The following is a 23,431-nucleotide window of genomic DNA, read 5'->3' on the forward strand; positions in this document are numbered from 1 at the left end:
CTCCCCGTGACCGACGTCCCCCCGAGCCGCCGCGACGCCCGCGCCGCCGAGCAGGCGCAGCCGACTCCGCCCGACCCGACTCCGGAGCAGCAGCCCGCGCCGACTGAGGCGCACGATCCGCTGGGCCGCCTCTTCACCGGGCCCGACGTGCCCGAGCCCCGCGGCCGCGACGACGCGGCCGCGTTCGACCCGGACGCGCGCCCGAAGCGGCGCCGCGCGGCTCCCGCGACGGGCGGCGCGAAGAAGCGCCGCAGCCGCCGCGGGCTCATCGGCGGGCTTCTGGCCTTCGGCGTCTTCGCAGCGCTCGTCGCCATCGCCGTGACGATCTTCCTTGAGCCCGTGCGCGGCCTGTTCGACGAGCCCGAGCCGACCGACTTCACCGGCACCGGCTCGAGCGAGGTGCTGTTCACGATCCACCAGGGCGACGGCGGCAGCGACATCGCCAACAACCTCGTCTCGGACGGGGTCATCAAGTCGTACGACCCCTTCTACGACCTGCTCCTCGCCCAGAGTCCGGAGCCCGTCTTCCAGCCCGGCGCGTACTCGCTCAAGGCCGAGATGAGCGCCAAGGCCGCACTGTCGGCGCTGCTCGACTCCGAGTCGACGCGCCTCGCGAACACCTTCGTCATCCCCGAGGGGACGGCGCTCAAGGAGGCGCTGCCGCTCATCGCGGACGGCACCGGGGTCGCGCTGACGGACCTCGAGGCGGCCGCCGCCGACTGGGGCTCGTTCGGGCTCCCGGCCGGGGCGACGAGCCTCGAGGGGTTCCTGTTCCCCGCGACCTACGACATCGACCCGTCGACGCCGGCGCACGACATCCTGAAGACGCTGGTCGACCGGATGTACCAGTCGCTCGACCAGGCCGGCGTGCCGGCGGACGACCGCTACCGCGTCGTGGTGTTCGCGTCCCTCGTGCAGCGCGAGGCCCGCGTCGCCGAGGACTTCCCCAAGGTCGCGCGCGTGTTCCAGAACCGCCTCGACCAGGGGTGGCGCCTGCAGTCGGACGCGACCGTGGCGTACGGCACCGGCGCGACCGACCGCGTCTCGACCACGGACGCCGAGCGGAACGACGCCGGCAACGTCTACAACACCTACCAGCGCGACGGCCTGCCGCCCGCGCCGATCTCGAACCCGGGCGACGTGGCGATCGACGCGGTCATGCACCCCGCGGACGGCACCTGGATGTACTTCGTCACGGTGAACCTCGAGACGGGCGAGACGGTCTACTCCACCACCGACGCCGAGCACAACGCGGCCGTCGACCAGTGGCAGGCCTGGATGCGGGACCACCCGGAGTACCAGTGACGGCCGTCGGGTACCGCCTCGCGGTCCTCGGCGCGCCGATCGCGCACTCGAAGTCGCCCGCGCTGCACGCGGCCGCCTACCGGGTGCTCGGACTCGACTGGAGCTACCGCGCCGTCGAGACGACGGAGGCGACCCTCTCCGAGGTCGTGTCCGGTGAGCCCTGGCACGGACTGTCGCTGACCATGCCGCTCAAGCACGCGGTGCGACCGCTGCTGGCGGAGGAGGACGCGGTCGCCCGGGTCACCGGCGCGGTCAACACCGTGCTGGTCGACCGCTCCGGCCCGGCACCCCGCCTCCGCGGGTTCAACACCGACGTCGCGGGCATCGTGCGCGCCCTCGCCGAGGCGGGCGTCGTCTCGGCGGAGCGCGTCCAGGTGCTCGGCGGGGGAGCGACCGCCGCCTCCGCCCTGGCCGCCGCCGCCGAGCTCGGCGCGGCGCGGGTCGACCTCGTCCTGCGGACGGCGTCGAGGGCCGTCGAGCTCGCTCCGCTCGCGGAGTCGCTCGGCGTCCCGCTCTCGGTCCGCTCCTTCGCCGACTGGTCCACCGGAGCGCCACTGGTGATCTCGACGCTCCCCGGCGGGGCGGCGGACGGCCTCGACGTGCCCGACGCGGCGGTCGCGGGCTCGACCCTGTTCGACGTGGCGTACTCCCCGTGGCCGAGCGCGCTCGCCCGGCGCTGGGAGCAGGGCGGCTCCCCGGTCGTCTCCGGGCTCGGGATGCTGCTCCACCAGGCACTCGTGCAGGTGCGGATCTTCGTCGGCGGCGACCCGGTCCTGCCTCTCGATCGCGAGGACGAGGTGCTCGCGGCGATGCGCCGAGCCGTCTCGGCGGGTCCGGCGCACTGACCTCGTGTGCCAGAATCGGAGGATGCTCCGTTGGCTCACGGCCGGGGAATCCCACGGTCCCGAACTCGTCGCCGTCCTCGAAGGACTGCCGGCGGGCGTCCCCGTCTCCCTCGACGACATCCGCGCCGATCTGGCGCGCCGGAAGCTCGGCTACGGCCGCGGAGCCCGGATGAACTTCGAGCAGGACGAGCTGACGATCTCCTCCGGCGTCCGGCACGGAGCGACGATGGGCAGCCCCATCGCCCTGCGCATCGGCAACACGGAGTGGCCGCGCTGGGTCGACGTCATGTCGGCGGAGCCCCGTGACCCCGAGAGCCTGCCCAAGGGCCGCGGCGCCGCGCTCACACGGCCCCGCCCGGGCCACGCCGACCTCGTCGGGATGCAGAAGTACGGCTTCCCCGAGTCCCGTAACGTGCTCGAGCGCGCCTCCGCCCGCGAGACCGCGGCCCGCGTCGCCCTCGGCGCCGTCGCCCGCCGCTTCCTCGGCGAGCTCGGCGTCTCGCTCGTCAGCCACACCCTCGCCATCGGGCCGGTCCGCGTGCCCGAGGGCTCGCCGCTGCCCGGCCCGGCCGACGTCGCCGCCCTGGACGCGGATCCGCTGCGCTGCCACGATGCCGCGACCAGCGCCCTCATGGTCGCCGAGGTGGACCGCGCCCACGACGACGGCGACACCCTCGGCGGCGTGGTCGAGGTCCTCGCCTACGGTCTCCCGCCCGGACTCGGGTCCTACGTGCACTGGGACCGTCGTCTCGACTCCCAGCTCGCGGCGGCCCTGATGGGGATCCAGGCGATCAAGGGCGTCGAGGTCGGCGACGGCTTCCTCACCACCACCCGCCGCGGCTCGGAGGCGCACGACGAGCTCTTCCAGTCCGCCGCCGGAATCTCCCGGTCCAGCGACCGGGCCGGCGGCACCGAGGGCGGGATGAGCACGGGGACCGTGCTGCGGGTCCGCGCCGGCATGAAGCCGATCGCGACCGTGCCGCACGCGCTGCGCACCGTCGACGTCGCCACCGGCGAGGCGGCCGGCGCTCACCACCAGCGCTCCGACGTCTGCGCGGTGCCGGCGTCCGGTGTCGTCGCGGAGGCGATGGTCGCCCTGGTGCTCGCGAACGCCGTGCTCGAGAAGTTCGGCGGCGACAGCGTCACCGAGACCCGCCGCAACCTGCAGGGCTACCTCGCCGCCATCCCCGACGAGCTCCGCACGGCCGCCGCGAGCGACCCGGGTCTCGGGCTCGCCTGATGGCCGCGTCCTCGGCGGCCCGCTGATGGCGGGTCACGATACCGGCGCGGCCCGCGCCCGCCTCGTCCTGATCGGCCCGATGGGCGCCGGCAAGACGACGATCGGCAAGCGGGTCGCGAAGGCGCTGAGCGCCGGGTTCGTCGACTCCGACGCGGAGTTCGTGCGCACCCACGGCCCGATCGCCCCCTACTTCGACGCCCACGGCGAGCCGGCCTTCCGCCGGGAGGAGCGCCGTGTCGTCGAGCGCGCCGTCCGTCGCGACGTGGTGCTGAGCCTCGGCGGGGGAGCGGTGCTCGATCCCGCGACGCGCGCCGACCTCGCGGACGTGCCCGTCGTGCTCCTCACCACCACGGCCGAGGCCGTCCGCGACCGGCTCGGCTCCGGCTCCCGCCCGCTGGTGCGCGGCGGGGTCGGCGACTGGGTCCGCATCTTCGACGAGCGGCGCCCGGTCTACGAGTCCCTCGCGGACACCGTGGTCGACACCTCCCGGCGGCCGATCACCCTGATCGCCGCCGAGATCGCGGAGTGGGTGCGCGCGCAGCGCCCCTCCGCCACCCCTGTACCATCGGACCCGGCGGCCACGAGCCGCCCGAGCGGAAGACAGTCATGAACGACGGCACCACCGCCATCCCCGTCGCCGGAGAGAACGGCTACGACATCCACGTCGGGCGCGGACTCCTCGACGGCCTCGCTGACGCGATCGGCCCCCGGGCCGCGAAGGTGCTCATCGTGCACCCGCCGACCCTCGCGGTCCTCGCCGCCGAGATCCGCGAGAGCCTGCTCGAGCGCTACGAGGTGCTGCTCGCCGAGGTCCCGGACGCCGAGGCCGCGAAGCGCGTGGAGGTGGCGGCCTTCTGCTGGCAGGTGATGGGGCAGTCGGACTTCACCCGCACGGACGCGGTCGTCGGCTTCGGCGGCGGCGCGATCACCGACCTGGCCGGCTTCGTCGCCGCCACCTGGCTCCGCGGGGTCGACCTGGTGCAGGTGCCGACCACCGTGCTCGGGATGGTCGACGCGGCCGTCGGGGGGAAGACCGGCATCAACACGGCCGAGGGCAAGAACCTCGTCGGCGCCTTCCACGCGCCGCGGGCGGTCGTCGCCGACCTCGACGTGCTGACCAGCCTCCCGCGCAACGAGATCCTGGCCGGCTTCGGCGAGATCGTGAAGTACGGGATGATCGCCGAGCCGCGCATCCTCGACATCATCGAGTCCGACATCGACCTGGCCACCGACCCGACGTCGGAGGAGTTCCGCAGCCTGGTCGAGCTGTCGATCGGGATCAAGGCGCGGGTCGTCGGCGAGGACTTCACCGAGAAGGGTCTGCGCGAGATCCTGAACTACGGGCACACCCTCGGGCACGCGGTCGAGCACGCCGAGCGCTACCAGTGGCGCCACGGCGCGGCCGTCTCCGTCGGGATGATGTTCGCGGCCGAGCTCTCGCGCCTGACCGGATCGCTCAGCGACGCGGTCGTGGACCGCCAGCGCCGGGTCCTCGAGTCGCTGACCCTGCCGACGAGCTACCCGCTCGGACGGTGGGAGACGCTCCTCGCCGCGATGCAGCGCGACAAGAAGACCCGTGCGGGCATGCTCCGCTTCGTGGTCCTCGACGACATCGCCCGCCCGAGCATCCTGCAGGGGCCGGAGACGTCGCTGCTGTTCGCGGCGTACCAGGAGATCGGATCGTAGGTCCGACTCGGCTGAGCCCGGGCGGCGCCGTTGGGGCGATTCGCATGCGGCGTCCAGACTCCTCTGCCGACGGGGCCGCGTCGACTACACTCGACGGGTCAGCCGGACCGGCCGATATCGCCGCGCCCGCGTACCGGGCTCGCCGGCGCAGACTTCCACCGAAACGGATCCCCCTTCGCATGGCCTCTACCACCGACATCAAGAACGGCACCGTCCTCAGCATCGACGGCCAGCTCTGGAACGTCATCGACTTCCAGCACGTCAAGCCGGGCAAGGGCGGCGCCTTCGTCCGCACCAAGATGAAGAACGTCCTCACGGGCAAGGTCGTCGACAAGACCTTCAACGCGGGCGCCAAGATCGACACGGCCAACGTCGACCGCCGCGACTTCCAGTACCTCTACCGCGACGGCGCGGACTTCGTGTTCATGGACACCAGCGACTACGACCAGATCACCGTCCCCGAGGCGGTCGTCGGCGACGCGGCGAACTTCATGCTCGAGAACCAGAACGTGACCCTCGCCCTGCACGACGGCGACCCGCTCTACATCGACCTCCCCGCCTCGGTCGTCCTCGAGATCACGTACACGGAGCCGGGCCTCCAGGGCGACCGCTCGACCGGCGGCACCAAGCCCGCGACGGTCGAGACCGGCTACCAGATCCAGGTCCCGCTCTTCCTCGAGCAGGGCACGAAGGTCAAGGTCGACACCCGCACGGGCGACTACCTCGGCCGCGTCAGCTGAGCCGGGCCTCCCGTGAGTGCTCGCACGAAGGCGCGCAAGCGCGCCCTCGACATCCTCTACAACGCCGACGTCCGGCAGATCAGCTTCGCCCAGTCGCTGCGCGCCGAGGCCGAGCGAGCGGCGAACGAGCCGGCCCGTGAGGCCTCGTGGCTCTACGCCCGCGAGATCGTCGACGGGGTCATCGACCACGCCGACGAGATCGACGAGCTGATCGCCCGGCTCGCCCAGGGCTGGACACTCTCGCGCATGCCGCTGGTCGACCGCGCGATCCTCCGGATCGGGGTGTGGGAGATCCTGCACAACGACGCGGTGCCCGACGGCGTCGCCATCTCGGAGGCCGTCGAGGCCGCCACGTCGCTGTCGACCGACGACTCGGCGGGCTTCATCAACGGGCTCCTCGCCTCCGTCGCGGAGTCCCGCACGACGGCCTGACCCGCCCCGGAGACCTGCTCGGCCCGCCGGATCCCCGTGATCGGGCGGGCCGAAGTCGTTCCCGGGCTGCCCGTCCGGCGGGCCGCGCGACGGCCCCTATACTCGTCACGGCTTTTCCTTTAACAGCCGTCCTGTGAGGCGGGGAAGGAGGTCGGTGTGACGGCACGAATCGTGCTCAACGGCGCTGACATCACGCGAGCGCTCACGCGCATCGCCCACGAGATCCTCGAGTCGAACCGCGGCCCCGAGTCGCTGGTCGTCCTCGGCATCCCGACGCGCGGCGTCGCCCTCGCGAGGCGCATCGCCGAGACGATCGCGCGGATCGAGCCGGACGGGCCCCCCGTCTTCGCCGGCTCCCTCGACGTGACGATGTACCGCGACGACCTCTCCCGGCACCCGGTCCGCACCCCCGCGCGCACCGCCGTCCCCGCGAGCATCGACGGCCGAACCGTGGTCCTCGTCGACGACGTCCTCTTCTCGGGCCGCACCATCCGCGCCGCCCTGGACGCCCTCAGCGACATCGGCCGTCCGCGAGCCGTGCGGCTGGCCGCGCTGGTCGACCGCGGACACCGCGAGCTCCCGATCCGGGCGGACTTCGTCGGCAAGAACCTGCCGAGCAGCCTGAGCGAGCGGATCAACGTCCGGCTCGTCGAGACGGACGGTGAGGACCTGGTCGCGATCGAGTCGCAGGCCACCGGCGAGGAGACGGCTCCGTGAAGCACCTGCTCTCGACCCGGGACCTCGACCGCGCGAGCGCGATCGCACTCCTCGACATCGCCGAGGACATGGCGGACGTGCAGAACCGCGAGGTCAAGAAGCTGCCGACCCTGCGCGGGAAGACCGTGGTCAATCTCTTCTTCGAGGACTCCACCCGCACGCGGATCTCGTTCGAGGCGGCGGCGAAGCGGCTCTCGGCCGACGTCATCAACTTCAGCGCGAAGGGCTCCAGCGTCTCCAAGGGCGAGAGCCTGAAGGACACCGCGCAGACGCTCGCCGCGATGGGCGCCGACGGCGTGGTCATCCGCCACAGCGCCTCCGGAGCCCCCGCGGTTCTGGCGGCGAGCGGCTGGATCGACGCGTCGATCCTCAACGCCGGCGACGGGACCCACGAGCACCCGACCCAGGCGCTCCTGGATGCGTTCACCATCCGCCGGCGCCTGCACGGCGCCTCCGCGTCCCGCGGCAAGAGCCTCGACGGCGTCGCGGTCACGATCGTGGGCGACGTCCTGCACTCGCGGGTGGCGCGCTCGAACGTCTGGCTGCTGACGGCGCTGGGCGCCGAGGTGACGCTGGTCGCACCGCCGACCCTCGTGCCGGTCGACACGCGCGACTGGCCCGCGACCATCCGCTTCGATCTGGACGAGGCGATCGACACCGGGCTCCCCGACGTCGTGATGCTCCTGCGCATCCAGCTCGAGCGGATGTCGAGCGGGTTCTTCCCCAACGGCCGGGAGTACGCGCGGATCTGGGGCCTCGACGACGAGCGGCTCGCCCGGCTGGGTCCCGATACCATCGTCATGCACCCCGGACCCATGAACAGGGGCGTCGAGATCTCCTCGGCGGCCGCCGATTCGAGCCGCTCCACGGTGCTCGAACAGGTCACGAACGGAGTGTCCGTCCGGATGGCCGCGCTCTACCTGCTGCTGTCCGGCGAACGGGAGGTCCACTGATGAGCACTGCCCAGCCGCTTCAGAGCACGGCGCCGGAGCGGATCCTGATCTCGGGAGCGACGCTCGCCGACGAGTCGACCGCCGACCTGCTGATCGACGGGGGCGTGATCGTCGAGATCGGCGCCGACCTCGACTCGCGCGGGGCCCGCGTGATCGACGCCGACGGCCTGCTGGCGCTGCCCGGCCTGGTCGACCTGCACACGCACCTGCGCGAGCCGGGGTTCGAGCAGAGCGAGACGATCCTCACCGGCACGCGAGCTGCGGCCGCCGGAGGCTTCACCGCCGTCTTCGCGATGGCGAACACCTCGCCGGTGCAGGACACCGCGGGCGTGGTCGAGCAGGTGCAGAGCCTGGGCGAGGACGCCGGCTACGCGACGGTCCGCCCGATCGGCGCGGTGACCGTGGGTCTGGCGGGGGAGTCGCTCGCCGAGCTCGGCGCGATGGCCCGCAGCCGCGCGGCCGTGCGGGTCTTCTCGGACGACGGGAAGTGCGTCTCGGACGCGCTGCTGATGCGCCGCGCTCTCGAGTACGTCAAGGCGTTCGACGGAGTCGTCGCCCAGCACGCGCAGGAGCCGCGGCTCACCGTCGGCGCGCAGATGAACGAGGGCGCCGTCTCCAGCGCCCTCGGCCTGCAGGGCTGGCCCGCCGTGGCCGAGGAGGCGATCATCGCCCGCGACGTGCTCCTCGCCGAGCACGTGGGCTCCCGCCTGCACGTCTGCCACGTCTCGACCGCGGGCTCGGTCGACGTCATCCGCTGGGCGAAGGCCCGGGGGATCGACGTGACCGCCGAGGTCACCCCCCACCACCTGCTCCTCACCGAGCAGGCCGTCGCCGGCCAGGACGGGCCGAGCTACGACGCCCGCTTCAAGGTGAACCCGCCGCTGCGCCGCGACGAGGACGTGCTCGCCCTCCGCGAGGCCCTCGCCGACGGCACCATCGACATCGTCGCCACCGACCACGCGCCGCACCCGGTCGAGGCGAAGGACTGCGAGTGGGACGCCGCGGCGTTCGGCATGGTCGGCCTCGAGAGCGCGCTGAGCGTGGTGCACGCCGCCGTCGTCGAGGACGGGCGGATGAGCTGGTCCGACGTCGCGCGCGTGCTCTCCTCCGCCCCCGCCCGCATCGGCCGGCTCGACGGCTACGACCGCGGCCTCGCCGTCGGGGCCGCCGCGAACGTCGTGCTCTACGACCCGGAGGCGCGACGCCGCTTCTCCGTCGAGGACCTGCGCGGCCGCAGCGGCAACTCCCCGTACCTCGGTCGCGAGCTGCCGGGCCGCGTCGTCGCCACCCTCCACCGGGGCTTCCCGACCGTGCTGGACGGCGAGCTCGTCGACGCGGCGGTCGTCGCCGCCTCCGCGAAGGCCTCCCGTGGATAGGGCCGCGATCACGATCGTCATCGCCGCGGTCGTCGTCCTCGTCTTCGTCGGCATGCTGCTCTCCTGGCGCGCGCGGCGCCGCCGCTCGACCGCCCTCGCGCCGGAGCCCGTGCCCGCGTCCTCGCTGGGCGCCGAGGTCGAGCGCGTCGACCTCCCGTACGTGGCCACGACCCGCTTCGAGCAGCCGCTCGAGCGCGTCGTGCTGCCGGGGCTCGGCTTCCGCGGCAACGCTGTGCTGCGCCTCCACGAGCGCGGCGTCGTGATCGCCCCCGTCGGCGAGCGCGAGACGGTGATCCCGGCCTCCCTCCTGCGCGGAGCGGGCCAGGGCAGCTACGTGATCGACCGCGTCGTCGAGGAGGGCGGCCTGCTCGTGATCTCCTGGTCGCCCCGCGGCGACGAGACCGTCGACAGCTACCTCCGCGTGGCCGAGCCCGCCCTCCGGGCGCACCTGGTCGCCGAGCTGCAGCGCCTCGCCGGCCCCCGTTCCTCCCCCTCCCACCCCGGAGCCGCCGACGGCGGCCCCGACACGACCCAGAAGGGCTCCTAGTCCGTGCCAACGACACGCCTCAGCACCGAACCCACCGCCGTCCTCGTCCTCGAGGACGGACGACGATTCCGGGGACAGGCCTACGGCGCCCGAGGCCGCACCCTGGGCGAGATCGTCTTCGCCACCGGCATGACCGGCTACCAGGAGACGCTGACCGACCCGAGCTACGCCGGCCAGATCGTCGTGCAGACCGCGCCCCACATCGGCAACACCGGGACCAACGACGAGGACATGGAGTCGCGCCGCATCTGGGTCGCCGGCTACGTCGTCCGCGACCCCTCCCGCGTCGTCTCCAACTTCCGCGCGCAGCGCTCCCTCGGCGACGACCTGGAGACCGACGGCATCGTCGGGATCTCCGGCGTCGACACCCGGGCGATCACCCGCCACATCCGCTCGGCCGGCTCGATGCGCGCCGGCGTGTTCTCCGGCGAGGACCTCGCCCTCCCCGAGGAGGAGCAGCTCGCGCTGGTCCTCGGCGGCCGGCAGATGCAGGGGCTCAACCTCTCCTCCTCGGTCTCGACCGACGAGCAGTACACGGTGCCTGCCCGCGGCGAGCGCGTCGGCTCGGTCGCGGTCATCGACCTGGGGGTGAAGACCTCGACGGTCAACTACCTCGCGGAGCGCGGCTTCGACGTCCACGTGCTGCCCGAGTCGGTGACCGCCGAGCAGGTGCTCGCGCTCGACCCGTCCGCGCTCTTCTTCTCCAACGGCCCCGGCGACCCCGAGGCCTCGGACCGCCACGTCGAGCTGCTGCGCACCACCCTGCGCGCCGACCTGCCGTTCTTCGGCATCTGCTTCGGCAACCAGCTGCTGGGGCGCGCTCTCGGCTTCGGCACCTACAAGCTCCCGTTCGGCCACCGCGGGATCAACCAGCCCGTGCTCGACAAGCTCACCGGCCGCGTGGAGATCACCTCGCAGAACCACGGGTTCGCCGTGGACGCGCCGATCGAGGGCGAGCTGGACTCGCCCGAGGGCTTCGGCCGCGTCGAGGTCAGCCACTACTCCCTCAACGACTCGGTCGTGGAGGGCCTGCGCTGCCTCGACATCCCCGCCTTCTCGGTGCAGTACCACCCGGAGGCGGCGGCCGGCCCGCACGACTCCAACCACCTCTTCGACCGCTTCCGCGAGATGGTCGTGCAGCGCACGGCCGGGCGCGGGGCCTCGGAGCCCACCGACATCCCCACGACCAGCAGCATCGGAGAGCAGAAGTAATGCCGCGCAGGGAAGACATCCAGAGCGTCCTGGTCATCGGCTCCGGCCCGATCGTCATCGGACAGGCCGTCGAGTTCGACTACTCCGGCACCCAGGCCTGCCGCGTGCTGCGCGCCGAGGGGGTGCGCGTGATCCTCGTCAACTCCAACCCGGCGACGATCATGACCGATCCCGACTTCGCCGACGCCACCTACGTGGAGCCGATCACGCCCAAGGCGATCGAGGCGATCATCGCCAAGGAGAAGCCGGACGCGATCCTGCCGACCCTCGGCGGGCAGACGGCCCTGAACGCGGCCATCCAGCTGCACGACCTCGGGATCCTCGAGAAGTACGGCGTCGAGCTCATCGGCGCGAGCTTCGAGGCGATCAACCGCGGCGAGGACCGGCAGATCTTCAAGCAGCTGGTGCTGGACGCGGGCGCCGACGTCGCGAAGTCCTACATCGCGCACACCGTCGACGAGGCGATCGAGTACGCCGAGGACCTGGGCTATCCCCTCGTCATCCGCCCGTCGTTCACCATGGGCGGCCTGGGCTCCGGCTTCGCCTACACCCGCGAGGAGCTGGTGCGGATGGTCGGCGACGGCCTGCACCAGAGCCCCACCACCGAGGTGCTCCTGGAGGAGTCGATCCTCGGCTGGAAGGAGTACGAGCTCGAGCTGATGCGCGACACGGCCGACAACACGGTCGTCGTCTGCTCGATCGAGAACGTCGACCCCGTCGGCGTGCACACGGGCGACTCGATCACCGTCGCACCGGCGCTGACCCTCACCGACCGCGAGTACCAGAAGCTGCGCGACATCGGCATCCGGATCATCCGCGACGTGGGCGTGGACACCGGCGGCTGCAACATCCAGTTCGCGATCGACCCGGCGGACGGCCGGATCATCGTGATCGAGATGAACCCGCGCGTCTCCCGCTCCTCCGCCCTCGCCTCCAAGGCGACCGGCTTCCCGATCGCCAAGATCGCCGCGAAGCTCGCCATCGGCTACCGCCTGGACGAGATCCCGAACGACATCACCAAGGTGACGCCGGCGAGCTTCGAGCCGACGCTGGACTACGTGGTCGTGAAGGTCCCGCGGTTCGCGTTCGAGAAGTTCCCGGCCGCCGACAAGACGCTGACCACGACCATGAAGTCGGTGGGCGAGGCGATGGCGATCGGCCGCAACTACGCGCAGGCGCTGCAGAAGGCGCTCCGCTCGCTCGAGAAGCGCGGCTCGTCGTTCCACTGGGGCGCGCAGGAGCGCTCGGTCGAGGAGCTCCTCGAGATCGCGAGGACCCCGACCGACGGCCGCATCGTCACCGTGCAGCAGGCGCTGCGCCTGGGAGCCACGGTCGAGCAGGCGTTCGAGTCCACGAAGATCGACCCCTGGTTCCTCGACCAGATCGTGCTGATCAACGAGATCGCCGACCTGGTGCGCGAGCACGACGGCCTCGACGCCGGACTCCTCCGCCTGGCGAAGGACCACGGCTTCTCGGACGCGCAGATCGCCGAGCTCCGCGGGCTCGACGAGGCGGAGGTCCGCCGCACCCGCTACGCGCTGGACGTGCGCCCGGTCTACAAGACCGTCGACACCTGCGCGGGCGAGTTCCCGGCGCTCACGCCGTACCACTACTCCTCGTACGACGAGGAGACGGAGGTCGTCGCCGCCGACCGCCGCAAGGTCGTCATCCTGGGCTCCGGCCCCAACCGCATCGGCCAGGGGGTCGAGTTCGACTACTCCTGCGTGCACGCCTCGTTCGCGCTCTCGGACGCGGGCTTCGAGACGATCATGATCAACTGCAACCCCGAGACGGTCTCGACCGACTACGACACCTCGGACCGCCTCTACTTCGAGCCGCTGACTCTCGAGGACGTGCTCGAGGTCATCCACGCGGAGTCGCAGTCCGGCGAGCTCGTCGGCGTCGTCGTGCAGCTGGGCGGCCAGACGGCGCTCGGGCTCGCCGCGGGCCTCGAGGCGGCCGGCGTGCCCATCCTCGGCACCACCCCCGCGAACATCGACCTCGCGGAGGAGCGCGGCGCGTTCTCGCGGATCCTCGACGAGGCGGGACTTCTCGCTCCGCGCAACGGCACCGCGACCGACCTCGACGGCGCCCGCGAGGTCGCGGTGGAGATCGGCTACCCGGTCCTCGTCCGTCCGTCGTTCGTCCTCGGCGGGCGCGGCATGGAGATCGTCTACGGCACGCCCCAGCTCGAGGACTACTTCGAGCGAATGGCCGGCGAGGGGATCATCGACGAGGCGCACCCGCTGCTGGTGGACCGCTTCCTCGACGACGCGATCGAGATCGACGTCGACGCGCTCTTCGACGGCGAGCAGCTCTACATCGGAGGAGTGATGGAGCACATCGAGGAGGCCGGCATCCACTCCGGCGACTCGGCGTGCACGCTCCCGCCGGTGACGCTCGGCCGCCGCCAGATCGACCAGGTGCGGGAGGCGACCCTCGCGATCGCGCAGGGCGTCGGCGTCCGAGGACTGCTGAACGTCCAGTTCGCGATCGGCCAGGGCGTGCTCTACGTGCTCGAGGCGAACCCCCGGGCCTCGCGCACCGTGCCGTTCGTGTCGAAGGCGCTGGGCATCCCGCTCGCGAAGGCCGCGTCGCGCCTGATGGTGGGCGAGACCATCGCCGCGCTGAAGGCCGAGGGCCTGCTGCCCGAGCGCGACGGCTCCGACGTCCCGATGGACTCTCCCATCGCGGTGAAGGAGGCGGTCCTGCCGTTCAAGCGCTTCCGCACCAAGGAGGGCCAGATCGTCGACTCGCTGCTCGGGCCCGAGATGCGCTCCACCGGCGAGGTCATGGGGATCGACCGCGACTTCCCGCGCGCCTTCGCGAAGAGCCAGGACGCCGCGTACGGCGGCATGCCGGCGAGCGGGACCGTCTTCATCTCGGTCGCCGACCGCGACAAGCGCTCGATCGTCCTGCCCGCGCTGCGCCTGCGTCAGCTCGGCTTCGACATCCTCGCGACCGAGGGCACGGCCGAGGTGCTGAACCGCAACGGGATCCAGGCCCGCGTGGTCCGCAAGTACAGCGAGACCGCCGAGGGCGACGCGCCCTCCATCGTCGAGCTGATCGCCCGCGACGAGGTCGACGTGGTGATCAACACGCCCAGCGGAGGAGCGACCCGCGCCGACGGCTACGAGATCCGCGCCGCCGCGGTCGCCGCGGACAAGCCGCTGTTCACCACGATCGCCCAGCTCGCGGCGGCGGTCGCCTCGCTCGACGCGGCGAACGAGCCCTTCGAGGTGACGAGCCTGCAGGACTACGCCCTGCGCCGCGCGGAGCGCACCGCGTGAGCGGCGGCGCGGCGGGCACCGCCTCCTTCGGCTCGCGCCTCGAGGCGGCGTTCGCCGCGCACGGCCGGCTCTGCGTCGGGATCGACCCGCACGCGTACCTGCTCGACGCGTGGGGCCTCGCCGACGACGCGGCCGGGCTCGAGAGCTTCGGCCGAACGGTCGTCGAGGCGGCGGCCGGCCGTGTGGGCGTCGTCAAGCCGCAGATCGCCTTCTTCGAGCGGCACGGCTCGGCGGGCTACGCCGCGCTCGAGCGCGTGCTCGCCGACGCCCGCGAGGCCGGACTGCTGGTGATCGCCGACGTCAAGCGCGGCGACATCGGCACGAGCGTCACCGCCTACGCCGAGGCGTGGCTCCGGCCGGGCTCGCCGCTCGAGGCGGACGCCATGACCGCCGCGGCCTACCAGGGGCTCGGCTCCCTCGAGGGGATGCTGACCCTCGCCGAGGAGGCGGGCAAGGGCGTGTTCGTCCTCGCAGCCACTTCCAACCCCGAGGCCCGCCCCGTGCAGCGCGCCCTCGTGCAGGACGGCGGCCGGGCGGGATCCACCGTGGCACGCGCGGTCGTGGCGGACGTGGCATCCTGGAACGACGCTCACGCTCGCGCGTCGATCGGCTCGGTCGGCGTGGTGCTCGGCGCCACTGTCGCCCTGGGCGACTTCGGCATCGGCATCGACGAGCCGCTGCACCCCGCACTTCCGGTGCTCGCGCCCGGCTTCGGCCACCAGGGCGCAGCCGTCGCGGACGCGCAGCGGCTGTTCGGCGCGCTGAGCGCCGCCACCATCGTCAGCGAGTCGCGCAGCGTGCTCGGCGCCGGCCCCTCGGGGATCGCGGCCGAGATCACCCGCCGCGCGACCGACATCCAGGAGACCCTTGTCCGCTGAAACCGTCAGCCCCGATCCCGGCGCCTCCTCGCGCCCGGAGGCCGTGCGCCGTCCCTCGCCGCCCGAGGTCGACCGGCGCGCCGCCTCCGAGGCCGCGATCGCGGCGCGCCGTGCCCGCGCCGCCGTAAAGAAGGCCGTCGCCGCCGGACGCCGCCCCGCGACCGCCGTGCTCGCGGCGGCCCAGGCCGAGCCGCTCGGAGTCGAGGGGCGGATGCGCGTCAGCGAGCTGCTCCGCGCCGTGCCCGCACTCGGCGTGGTGAAGACGCCCCGGGTGATGGACCAGCTGCGGATCGCCGAGTCGAAGCGCCTCGGCGGGCTCGGCCGGCGCCAGGTCGAGGGCCTGTCGTCGTTCCTGGAGGAGCGGGAGTCGCGGCAGCGCCGCCCCGGCCGCAACCGCCTGCTCGTCCTCGCCGGTCCGACCGCGGTCGGCAAGGGCACCGTGTCGACCTACATCCGCGAGAACTACCCGGACGTCCTGCTCTCGGTCTCGGCCACCACCCGGGCCCCGCGTCCGGGCGAGGTGGACGGCGTCAGCTACTACTTCGTCGACGACGCCGAGTTCGACCGGATGGTCGCGGCGGGGGAGTTCCTCGAGTACGCCGTCGTCCACAACGCTCACCGCTACGGCACGCCCCGCGGCCCCATCGACGCCGCGCTGGAGCAGGGCCGGCAGGTGATGCTCGAGATCGACATCCAGGGTGCCCGCCAGGTGCGCGAGCGGATGCCGGACGCGCGGCTGGTCTTCCTCCTGCCGCCGAGCTGGGACGAGCTGGTCCGCCGGCTGGTCGGCCGCGGCACCGAGAGCGCGGAGGAGCAGGAGCGCCGTCTGGCCACCGCGAAGGTGGAGCTGGCCGCGCAGGACGAGTTCGATTTCGCCGTCGTCAACAGCACCGTGCCCGAAGCGGCCCGCGAGGTCGTAGAATTGATGTCGCCTCGTGCCGACGGCGCGCCCGCTGACCCGGGCCGCTGACACCGGGCCACCGACCACCTCCGGGCCGACGCCCCGGGTCCCACCGGGCACACGCCCCTCGGAGCCCGCGCGCCGTGTTGCTCCGGAGCCGCAGATCGGCGCTGATGCGCCTGCAAGGAGACATCCATGGCCAACAACCTCGGCATCATCGACCCGCCCATCGACGAGCTCCTCTCGAAGGTCGACTCCAAGTACGCGCTGGTGATCTTCGCCTCCAAGCGCGCCCGCCAGATCAACGACTACTACGCCGACCTCCACGAGGGCAGCCTGTTCGACAACGTCGGCCCGCTGGTCGACTCCACCATCGACGACAAGCCCCTCTCGGTCGCACTGCACGAGATCAACGAGGACAAGCTCGTCTCCAAGCCCCTCGCCGAGTAGTCCCCTCCGGGTGGGCTCCTCTCTCGAGGCCGGCCGACGGCTCAACGTCGTCGTCGGCATCACCGGCGGCATCGCCGCGTACAAGGCCGTCGGAGTCGTCCGCGCGCTGGTCCTCGCGGGGCACGACGTGCACGTCGTCGCGACCGAGGCCGCGCTGCGCTTCGTCGGGAAGCCCACCCTCGAGGCCATCTCGCGGAACCCGGTGCACACCGAGCTCTACGAGGGCGTCGCCGAGGTCCGGCACGTGGCCATCGGCCAGGCCGCCGACCTCATCGTGATCGCGCCCGCGACGGCGCACACGCTCGCCAAACTCGCCGCCGGCCTCGCCGACGACCTGCTCGGCAACACGGTGCTCGCGAGCACCGCCCCGCTCGTGGTCGCCCCCGCGATGCACACCGAGATGTGGGCGAACGCCGCCACCGTCGCGAACACGGCGGTGCTCCGCTCCCGCGGCGTGCACGTCGTCGGACCCGCGGTCGGCCGCCTCACCGGCGCCGACTCGGGCCCCGGCCGCATGGAGGAGCCCGAGACGATCGTGGCGGAGGCCCTCGCCGTCCACGCCCGCTCCGCCTCCGCCCGCCGCGACCTCGCGGGCGTGCGCGTCCTCGTGACCGCCGGCGGCACCCGCGAGCCCCTCGACCCGGTGCGCTTCGTCGGCAACCGCTCCAGCGGCAGGCAGGGCGTCGCGCTCGCGCTGGCCGCTGCGGCCCGGGGCGCGGAGGTCACCCTCCTCGCCGCGAACCTCGACGTGCCGGCGCCGGAGGGCGTCACGGTCCTCCCGGTGGGCACCGCGCTCGAGCTGCGCGAGGCCGCCCTCGCCGCGGCCCCCGGCGCGGACGTGGTGATCATGGCCGCGGCCGTCGCCGACTACCGGCCCGCCGCGGTCGCCGACGCGAAGATCAAGAAGGAGCAGCAGGGCGACCGTCTCGTCCTCGAGCTCGTCAAGAACCCGGACGTCCTCGCCGAGATCTCCGCCTCCCGGCGGGAGGGGCAGATCGTCGTCGGCTTCGCCGCGGAGACCGAGCCGGACCGGGACGCGATGCTCGCCCTCGGCCGCGCCAAGATCGCCCGGAAGGGCTGCGACCTGCTCGTCCTCAACAGGGTGGGCTGGGCCGAGGGTTTCCAGAGCGACAGCAACGCCGTCGTGGTCCTCGATCGGGCCGGCGATATAGTTGGTGAGGCCTCGGGCAGCAAGGCGAAGGTGGCCGATCGCGTCCTCGACGCGGTCGTGCGCTAGCCCCGCCGGTCCGCCCGCCCAGGCGCCGATCGCCTGCCGCCCGGCATCGCGCCCGCCAGGCCACTCCCGGTACGAACGACCCCGGTCCGCACGAGCCGGGACGAGAAGAGAAGCATGACCTCCGGTCCCCTCCGCCTGTTCACCTCCGAGTCCGTCACCGAGGGCCACCCGGACAAGATCTGCGACCAGATCTCGGACCGCATCCTCGACGCCCTGCTCCGCGAGGACCCGCACAGCCGGGTCGCCGTCGAGACGCTGGTCACGACGGGGCTCGTGCACGTCGCGGGCGAGGTCTCCACGAGCGGCTACGTCGAGATCCCCAAGATCGTGCGCGACACGATCGTCGAGATCGGCTACGACTCCTCGGAGAAGGGCTTCGACGGCCGCTCCTGCGGCGTCTCGGTCTCGATCGGCCAGCAGTCGCCCGAGATCGCGGCGGGCGTCGACACGGCGCTCGAGGTCCGCTCCTCCGAGGCGGGCGAGGACGCCTTCGACCGCCAGGGCGCGGGCGACCAGGGCCTGATGTTCGGCTTCGCGACCGACGAGACCCCCGAGTACATGCCGCTGCCGAGCTGGCTCTCGCACCGCCTCGCCGAGCGCCTGGCCGCCGTCCGCAAGTCGGGCGAGCTCGACTACCTCCGACCCGACGGCAAGACCCAGGTCACCATCGGCTACGACGGCACGACGCCGTCCACCATCGACACCGTCGTCCTGTCCACCCAGCACGCAGAGCACGTCAGCACCGAGACGATCCACGCGGACATCGCGGCGCACGTCATCCGCCCCGTCCTCGAGACGGTCGACCTCGACTCCTCCGCCGTGCGCCTGCTGATCAACCCGACGGGCCGCTTCGAGATCGGCGGCCCTCAGGGCGACGCCGGGCTCACCGGCCGCAAGATCATCGTCGACACCTACGGCGGAGCGTCCCGCCACGGCGGCGGCGCGTTCTCGGGCAAGGACCCGTCGAAGGTGGACCGCTCGGCCGCCTACGCCATGCGGTGGGTCGCCAAGAACGCGGTCGCCGCGGGGCTCGCCTCGCGGCTGGAGGTGCAGGTCGCCTACGCCATCGGCAAGGCAGCCCCGGTCGGCCTCTACGTCGAGACCTTCGGCACCGGCACCGTCTCCGACGAGACGATCACCGAGGCGATCCGCTCGGTCTTCGACCTGCGCCCGGCCGCGATCATCCACGCACTCGACCTGCTCCGCCCGATCTACGCGCAGACCGCGGCCTACGGCCACTTCGGCCGGGAGCTGCCCGACTTCACCTGGGAGCGCCTCGACCGGGTCGACGACCTGCGCTCCGCCGCGGGCCTCTCGTAGCGGGCGCGGCGGCGATGGCGACGAGCGGAGCCGTCGCGCGCGTGCTCCTGGACTCGCCCCTCCCGCAGCTCGACCGGCTCCTGGACTACGCGGTGCCGGAGGCGCTGCGCGGCGAGGTGGTCCCCGGCGTGCGCGTGCGGGTGCCGTTGCGGACCGGAGGCCGGATCGCCGACGCGTTCGTCGTCGAGACGGGGGAGGGGACCGAGCACGCCGGAGCGCTCAGCGGCATCGAGGAGCTGGTCTCGCCGCTCGTCGTGCTGACCCCGGAGGTCTGGGCCCTCGCCCGCCGGGTGGCCGACCGCGCCTCCGGGGGCGCGAGCGACGTGCTGCGCCTGGCCGTGCCGCGCCGCCACGTCCGCGTCGAGAAGGCGCGACTCGCCGCGGGTCCCGCTCCTGCGGCGCCCGCGGTCGAGGCGGGCGGCGTGACGGGCTACCCCGACGCCTCCTTCGCGGGACTCGCCGAGGGGGCCCGGCTGGCGGTCGGCGCCGTGCCGGCTCCGGTGAGGCTCGACTCGGGCGCGTGGGTCGGCGGCTGGGCCGTCACGCTCGCCGAGCTCGCCCGGGACACGCTCGCCGCGGGCCGCGACGCGATCCTGGCCGTCCCCGACTACCGCGACCAGGAGCAGCTGGAGCTGGCCCTCGCCGCCCTCGTCCCCGCGGAGGCGGTGGTGCGCCTCGATGCGCGGCAGAAGGGCGCCGAGCGCTACTCCGCCTTCGTCCGCTGCCTCGATCCCGGGCCGCGGGTCGTCGTCGGCAACCGCTCCGTCCTCTACGCGCCCTCCTCCGCCCTCGGCCTGATCGGGCTCTGGGACGACGGCGATCCGCTCTTCGCCGAGCCGCTCGCGCCCTACGCGCACGCGCGCGACGTCGCCCTGGTGCGGCAGGAGCAGAGCGGCGCCGGCCTCGTCCTGCTCGGCAACACGCGCACGGTCGAGGTCGAGCGGCTCGTCGAGATCGGCTTCGCGACCGAGGTGGAGCCGCGGCCGAGCCGCCGCCCGCACGTCGTGCCGACCGCCCAGCAGTGGGCGGCCGACGAGCACGACGCGGCAGCGCGCATCCCCTCCTCCGCCTGGCGGGAGGCGCGGAAGGCCCTCGACTCCGGTCCCGTGCTCGTCCAGGTCGCGCGCCCCGGCTACGCGCCGGTGGTCGCCTGCGCCCGCTGCCGGACCGTCGCACGCTGCAACCGCTGCCAGGGTCCGCTCGGCGTGCACTCCGAGGGCGGGCGGCCGAGCTGCGGCTGGTGCGGCCTGATCGCGGCCGACTGGACCTGCTCCGTCTGCGAGGCGACGGCTCTGCGCCTCGTCTCCCTCGGCGCGGGCCGCACCGCGGAGGAGCTCGGACGCGCCTTCCCGGGTGCCAAGGTGATCGTCGCCGACGGGCAGCGCCCCGTGCTCACCCTCCCCGACGAGCCCGCGCTCGTCGTGGCCACGCGCGGGGCGGAGCCGCGGGCCGACGGCGGCTACCACGCCGTCCTGCTGCTGGACGGCGAGCGGATGCTGGCCCGCGAGAGCCTGCGGGTCGCCGACGACGCGCTCCGCACCTGGTCGAACGCCGCGGCGCTGGCCCGCCCGGGCGCGCCGGTCCTCCTGGTCGGGGTCGGCGGCCGGCTCGCGACCGCCCTGGCGACCTGGCGGCAGGCCGAGTACCTCCGGGCCGAGCTCCAGGAGCGGCGCGCTCTGCGCTTCCCGCCCGCGGTGCGCCTGGCCACGGTGAGCGGCGACGCGCACGCGGTGGAGGAGGCGCTCGAGGCGCTCGACGAGGACGACCGGCACGAGGTCCTCGGTCCTGTCGGGCTCGAGGACGGCTCCGTCCGGGCGATCGTCCGGTTCGACTACGCTCGCGGTGCGGATGTGGCCGCGCGCCTCCGCTCCGCCGTGATCCGCAACGCCACGCGCCGTCGTCGCCCGCCGACCACGCCCGGCCGCTTCCGGCCGGCCCCCCGGCTCCGGGTCCGTCTCGACGACCCCGACATCCTCTGACTCCCCAGGAGACCCCCGTGCGCCTCGTCTTCGCCGGCACGCCCGCCGCCGCCGTTCCGACCCTCCGCGACCTCGCCGCCTCCGCGCACGAGGTCGTGGCCGTGGTCACCCGGGAGGACGCCCCGGTGGGACGCAAGCGCGTGCTCACCCCCTCGCCGGTCGCCGTCGTGGCCGAGGAGCTGGGGATCCCGGTGATCCGGGCGAACCGCCTCGACGAGGACGTGACCGACCGGATCGCGGAGCTCGCCCCCGACCTCGGCGTGATCGTGGCCTACGGCGGCCTCGTCCGGCAGCGCCTGCTGGCGGTGCCGCGCCTGGGCTGGATGAACCTGCACTTCTCCCTGCTGCCGCGCTGGCGCGGGGCGGCTCCCGTCCAGCGGGCGCTGATGGCGGGCGACACGCGGATCGGCGCGAGCGTCTTCCAGCTGGTCGCCGAGCTCGACGCCGGTGACGTGTACGCCGAGCTCGCCGTCGACGCGGGGGAGCGCACCGCGGGCGAGCTGCTGACGGAGCTGGCCGCGAGCGGCGCCGGCCTCACCCTCGGCGTGGTCGACGCGCTGGAGGAGGGCACGGCCGTCGCGACTCCGCAGGCCGGAGAGGCGACCCCCGCTCCCAAGCTCGACGCCGCCGACGGCCGGATCGACTGGAGCCTCCCGACCGCGCGGGTCCTCGCGCTCGTGCGCGGAACGACTCCCGAGCCCGGAGCCTCGACCGCGGTGGGGGACGCGCGCCTCAAGGTGCTCGCGGTCCGCGCGGCCGAGGGGGACCTCGCTCCCGGCGTCGTCCGCCTCGACTCGGGGCGCGCCCTCGTCGGCACCGCGGACGGAGCGGTCGAGCTGGTCACCGTCCAGCCCGCCGGCAGGACCCCGATGGCCGGCGCCGCCTGGGCCCGCGGCCTGCGCGAGAGCACGGTGCTCGCGTGAGCGCCCGTCGCGAGGCCGCTCCCGCCCGGCGGGTCGCCTACGACGTCCTGCTCGCGGTGAGCGGGTCGGACGCCTACGCCAACCTGGTCCTGCCCGCGCGGATCAGCGCCGCCGGCCTCTCGCCCGCCGACGCGGGACTGGCCACCGAGCTCTGCTACGGCACTCTGCGGATGTCCGGCTACTACGACCGCGTGATCGCCCTCGCGGCCGGCCGGTCCGTCGAGAGCATCGATGCGCCGGTGCTCGACGCGCTGCGCCTGGGCGTGCACCAGCTGCTCGCGACCCGCGTGTCCCCGCACGCCGCGGTGAACGAGAGCGTCGCGCTCGTCGCGGCCGGCTCCTCGCGGGGAGCGGTGGCCTTCGCCAACGCCGTGCTGCGCGCGGTCTCGCGCTCGGGCGCCGGCGAGTGGCGCGAGCGGGTCTCCGCGGCCGCGGTCTCCGGCGACGACCGGATCGCCGCGCTGAGCTCCCACCCCGTGTGGATCGTGCGCGCCCTGCGACGGGCGCTGGCGGCGGAGGGGGCGGCCGACGAGCTCGACGCGCTGCTCGCCGCCGACAACGCGGCTCCGCGGGTGAACCTGGTGGCTCTGCCGGGCCTGGCGTCTCCCGGCGAGATCGCCGGCGCCGAATCCGACCGCTTCTCGCCGGTCGGCATGACCAGCACCGGCGGCGACCCGGAGGCAGTCCCCGCGGTGCACGAGGGCCGCGTGCGCGTGCAGGACGAGGGCTCCCAGCTCGCCGCTCTGGCGCTCTCCCGGGCACGGCCGGTCCGCCCGGGCGAGCGCTGGCTCGACCTGTGCGCGGGACCCGGCGGCAAGGCGGCGCTGCTCGCGGCGGAGGCGCGCGCAGGCGGGGCGGCGCTGCTCGCCAACGAGGTGGTCCCGGGCCGCGCGGGCCTGGTGCGGCAGGCGCTGGCCGCCGTCGACCCGTCGGTCGAGGTGCGCACCGGCGACGGGCGCGACCTGGGCGACGAGCAGCCGGGCTCGTTCGACCGCATCCTCCTCGACGCGCCGTGCACCGGTCTCGGTGCGCTGCGGCGTCGGCCCGAGGCGCGCTGGCGCAAGTCCGCGGCCGACGTGGAGCCGCTGGCCGCCCTCCAGGGCGAGCTGCTCGACTCCGCGGTCCGGGCTCTCGCTCCCGACGGGCTGCTGGCCTACGTGACCTGCTCGCCGCACCTCGGCGAGACCCGGCGCGTGCTCGCCCTCGCGCAGGAGCGGCACGAGCTCGAGCTCGTCGACACGCCGGCCGTGCTGCGCGCGGTGACGGCGGACCCGCTCCCGCTGCCGGACGGCCCCCTCCACGTGCAGCTCTGGCCGCACCGGCACGGCACCGACGCCATGTTCGTCCAGCTCCTCCGCCGCCTCCGGCCCCTCGAGGCGGCGTCCGGAGACGCCTGACCC

At 73.6% G+C, this 23,431-nt stretch carries 21 protein-coding genes; all 21 read left to right on the forward strand.

Features of this window, described 5'->3' with window-relative positions; translation table 11 throughout:
• Window positions 1-6 precede the first annotated feature (6 nt).
• Window positions 7-1,305, forward strand: coding sequence for an endolytic transglycosylase MltG (mltG, locus tag C5C95_RS07410; RefSeq protein WP_104324156.1), 1,299 nt, complete (start codon window positions 7-9; stop codon window positions 1,303-1,305).
• Complete coding sequence (locus C5C95_RS07415; protein ID WP_181125601.1) at window positions 1,302-2,150, forward strand: shikimate dehydrogenase; 849 nt, start codon at window positions 1,302-1,304, stop codon at window positions 2,148-2,150. The genes mltG and C5C95_RS07415 overlap by 4 nt, the downstream gene beginning before the upstream one ends.
• 22 nt (window positions 2,151-2,172) lie before the next feature.
• The gene (gene aroC / locus C5C95_RS07420) at window positions 2,173-3,390 is read left to right on the forward strand and encodes a chorismate synthase (RefSeq protein WP_104246778.1); all 1,218 of its coding nucleotides are present in this window, start codon (window positions 2,173-2,175) and stop codon (window positions 3,388-3,390) included.
• A gap of 25 nt (window positions 3,391-3,415) precedes the next feature.
• Window positions 3,416-4,000, forward strand: a complete 585-nt coding sequence (locus C5C95_RS07425) for a shikimate kinase (RefSeq protein WP_104324157.1) — start codon at window positions 3,416-3,418, stop codon at window positions 3,998-4,000.
• Window positions 3,997-5,076, forward strand: coding sequence for a 3-dehydroquinate synthase (aroB, locus tag C5C95_RS07430; RefSeq protein ID WP_104225324.1), 1,080 nt, complete (start codon window positions 3,997-3,999; stop codon window positions 5,074-5,076). The genes C5C95_RS07425 and aroB overlap by 4 nt, the downstream gene beginning before the upstream one ends.
• 179 nt (window positions 5,077-5,255) lie before the next feature.
• Window positions 5,256-5,816 (forward strand): elongation factor P, encoded by a 561-nt coding sequence (gene efp / locus C5C95_RS07435; RefSeq protein ID WP_068210208.1) that lies wholly within the window; start codon window positions 5,256-5,258, stop codon window positions 5,814-5,816.
• Window positions 5,817-5,828: 12 nt separating this feature from the next.
• A complete protein-coding gene (nusB, locus tag C5C95_RS07440) occupies window positions 5,829-6,248 on the forward strand; it encodes a transcription antitermination factor NusB (protein ID WP_104224751.1) in 420 nt (139 codons plus the stop codon).
• A gap of 156 nt (window positions 6,249-6,404) precedes the next feature.
• On the forward strand, window positions 6,405-6,965 hold the full coding sequence (gene pyrR, locus C5C95_RS07445; protein WP_104224750.1) for a bifunctional pyr operon transcriptional regulator/uracil phosphoribosyltransferase PyrR: 561 nt from the start codon (window positions 6,405-6,407) through the stop codon (window positions 6,963-6,965).
• The gene (locus C5C95_RS07450) at window positions 6,962-7,918 is read left to right on the forward strand and encodes an aspartate carbamoyltransferase catalytic subunit (protein WP_104224749.1); all 957 of its coding nucleotides are present in this window, start codon (window positions 6,962-6,964) and stop codon (window positions 7,916-7,918) included. Before pyrR ends, C5C95_RS07450 begins: the two co-directional genes overlap by 4 nt.
• On the forward strand, window positions 7,918-9,294 hold the full coding sequence (locus C5C95_RS07455; RefSeq protein WP_104224748.1) for a dihydroorotase: 1,377 nt from the start codon (window positions 7,918-7,920) through the stop codon (window positions 9,292-9,294). Before C5C95_RS07450 ends, C5C95_RS07455 begins: the two co-directional genes overlap by 1 nt.
• A complete protein-coding gene (locus C5C95_RS07460; protein ID WP_104324158.1) occupies window positions 9,287-9,841 on the forward strand; it encodes a hypothetical protein in 555 nt (184 codons plus the stop codon). Before C5C95_RS07455 ends, C5C95_RS07460 begins: the two co-directional genes overlap by 8 nt.
• A gap of 3 nt (window positions 9,842-9,844) precedes the next feature.
• Window positions 9,845-11,053 carry a glutamine-hydrolyzing carbamoyl-phosphate synthase small subunit gene (carA, locus tag C5C95_RS07465; RefSeq protein ID WP_104225321.1) on the forward strand — a complete coding sequence of 403 codons (1,209 nt, stop codon included), beginning with the start codon at window positions 9,845-9,847 and terminating at the stop codon, window positions 11,051-11,053.
• Window positions 11,053-14,343: a carbamoyl-phosphate synthase large subunit gene (gene carB, locus C5C95_RS07470; RefSeq protein WP_104221829.1), complete on the forward strand. Its 3,291-nt coding sequence runs from the start codon at window positions 11,053-11,055 to the stop codon at window positions 14,341-14,343. The genes carA and carB overlap by 1 nt, the downstream gene beginning before the upstream one ends.
• A complete protein-coding gene (gene pyrF / locus C5C95_RS07475) occupies window positions 14,340-15,221 on the forward strand; it encodes an orotidine-5'-phosphate decarboxylase (RefSeq protein WP_104225320.1) in 882 nt (293 codons plus the stop codon). The genes carB and pyrF overlap by 4 nt, the downstream gene beginning before the upstream one ends.
• 43 nt (window positions 15,222-15,264) lie before the next feature.
• A complete protein-coding gene (gmk, locus tag C5C95_RS07480; RefSeq protein WP_181028723.1) occupies window positions 15,265-16,191 on the forward strand; it encodes a guanylate kinase in 927 nt (308 codons plus the stop codon).
• 126 nt (window positions 16,192-16,317) lie between these two features.
• Window positions 16,318-16,572 carry a DNA-directed RNA polymerase subunit omega gene (gene rpoZ / locus C5C95_RS07485; RefSeq protein ID WP_104324159.1) on the forward strand — a complete coding sequence of 85 codons (255 nt, stop codon included), beginning with the start codon at window positions 16,318-16,320 and terminating at the stop codon, window positions 16,570-16,572.
• Window positions 16,573-16,582: 10 nt separating this feature from the next.
• The gene (coaBC, locus tag C5C95_RS07490) at window positions 16,583-17,809 is read left to right on the forward strand and encodes a bifunctional phosphopantothenoylcysteine decarboxylase/phosphopantothenate--cysteine ligase CoaBC (RefSeq protein ID WP_104324160.1); all 1,227 of its coding nucleotides are present in this window, start codon (window positions 16,583-16,585) and stop codon (window positions 17,807-17,809) included.
• A gap of 114 nt (window positions 17,810-17,923) precedes the next feature.
• Complete coding sequence (gene metK, locus C5C95_RS07495) at window positions 17,924-19,129, forward strand: methionine adenosyltransferase (protein ID WP_104221839.1); 1,206 nt, start codon at window positions 17,924-17,926, stop codon at window positions 19,127-19,129.
• A 14-nt stretch (window positions 19,130-19,143) separates the two neighbouring features.
• A complete protein-coding gene (locus C5C95_RS07500; RefSeq protein ID WP_104297627.1) occupies window positions 19,144-21,108 on the forward strand; it encodes a hypothetical protein in 1,965 nt (654 codons plus the stop codon).
• 17 nt (window positions 21,109-21,125) lie between these two features.
• Window positions 21,126-22,031, forward strand: coding sequence for a methionyl-tRNA formyltransferase (locus tag C5C95_RS17410; protein WP_181125603.1), 906 nt, complete (start codon window positions 21,126-21,128; stop codon window positions 22,029-22,031).
• Complete coding sequence (locus C5C95_RS07510; RefSeq protein WP_258072636.1) at window positions 22,028-23,428, forward strand: RsmB/NOP family class I SAM-dependent RNA methyltransferase; 1,401 nt, start codon at window positions 22,028-22,030, stop codon at window positions 23,426-23,428. Before C5C95_RS17410 ends, C5C95_RS07510 begins: the two co-directional genes overlap by 4 nt.
• The last annotated feature ends 3 nt before the right edge of the window (window positions 23,429-23,431 follow it).

The sequence above is a fragment of the Rathayibacter sp. AY1B7 genome, from assembly GCF_002932735.1.
Taxonomy (GTDB): Bacteria; Actinomycetota; Actinomycetes; order Actinomycetales; family Microbacteriaceae; genus Rathayibacter.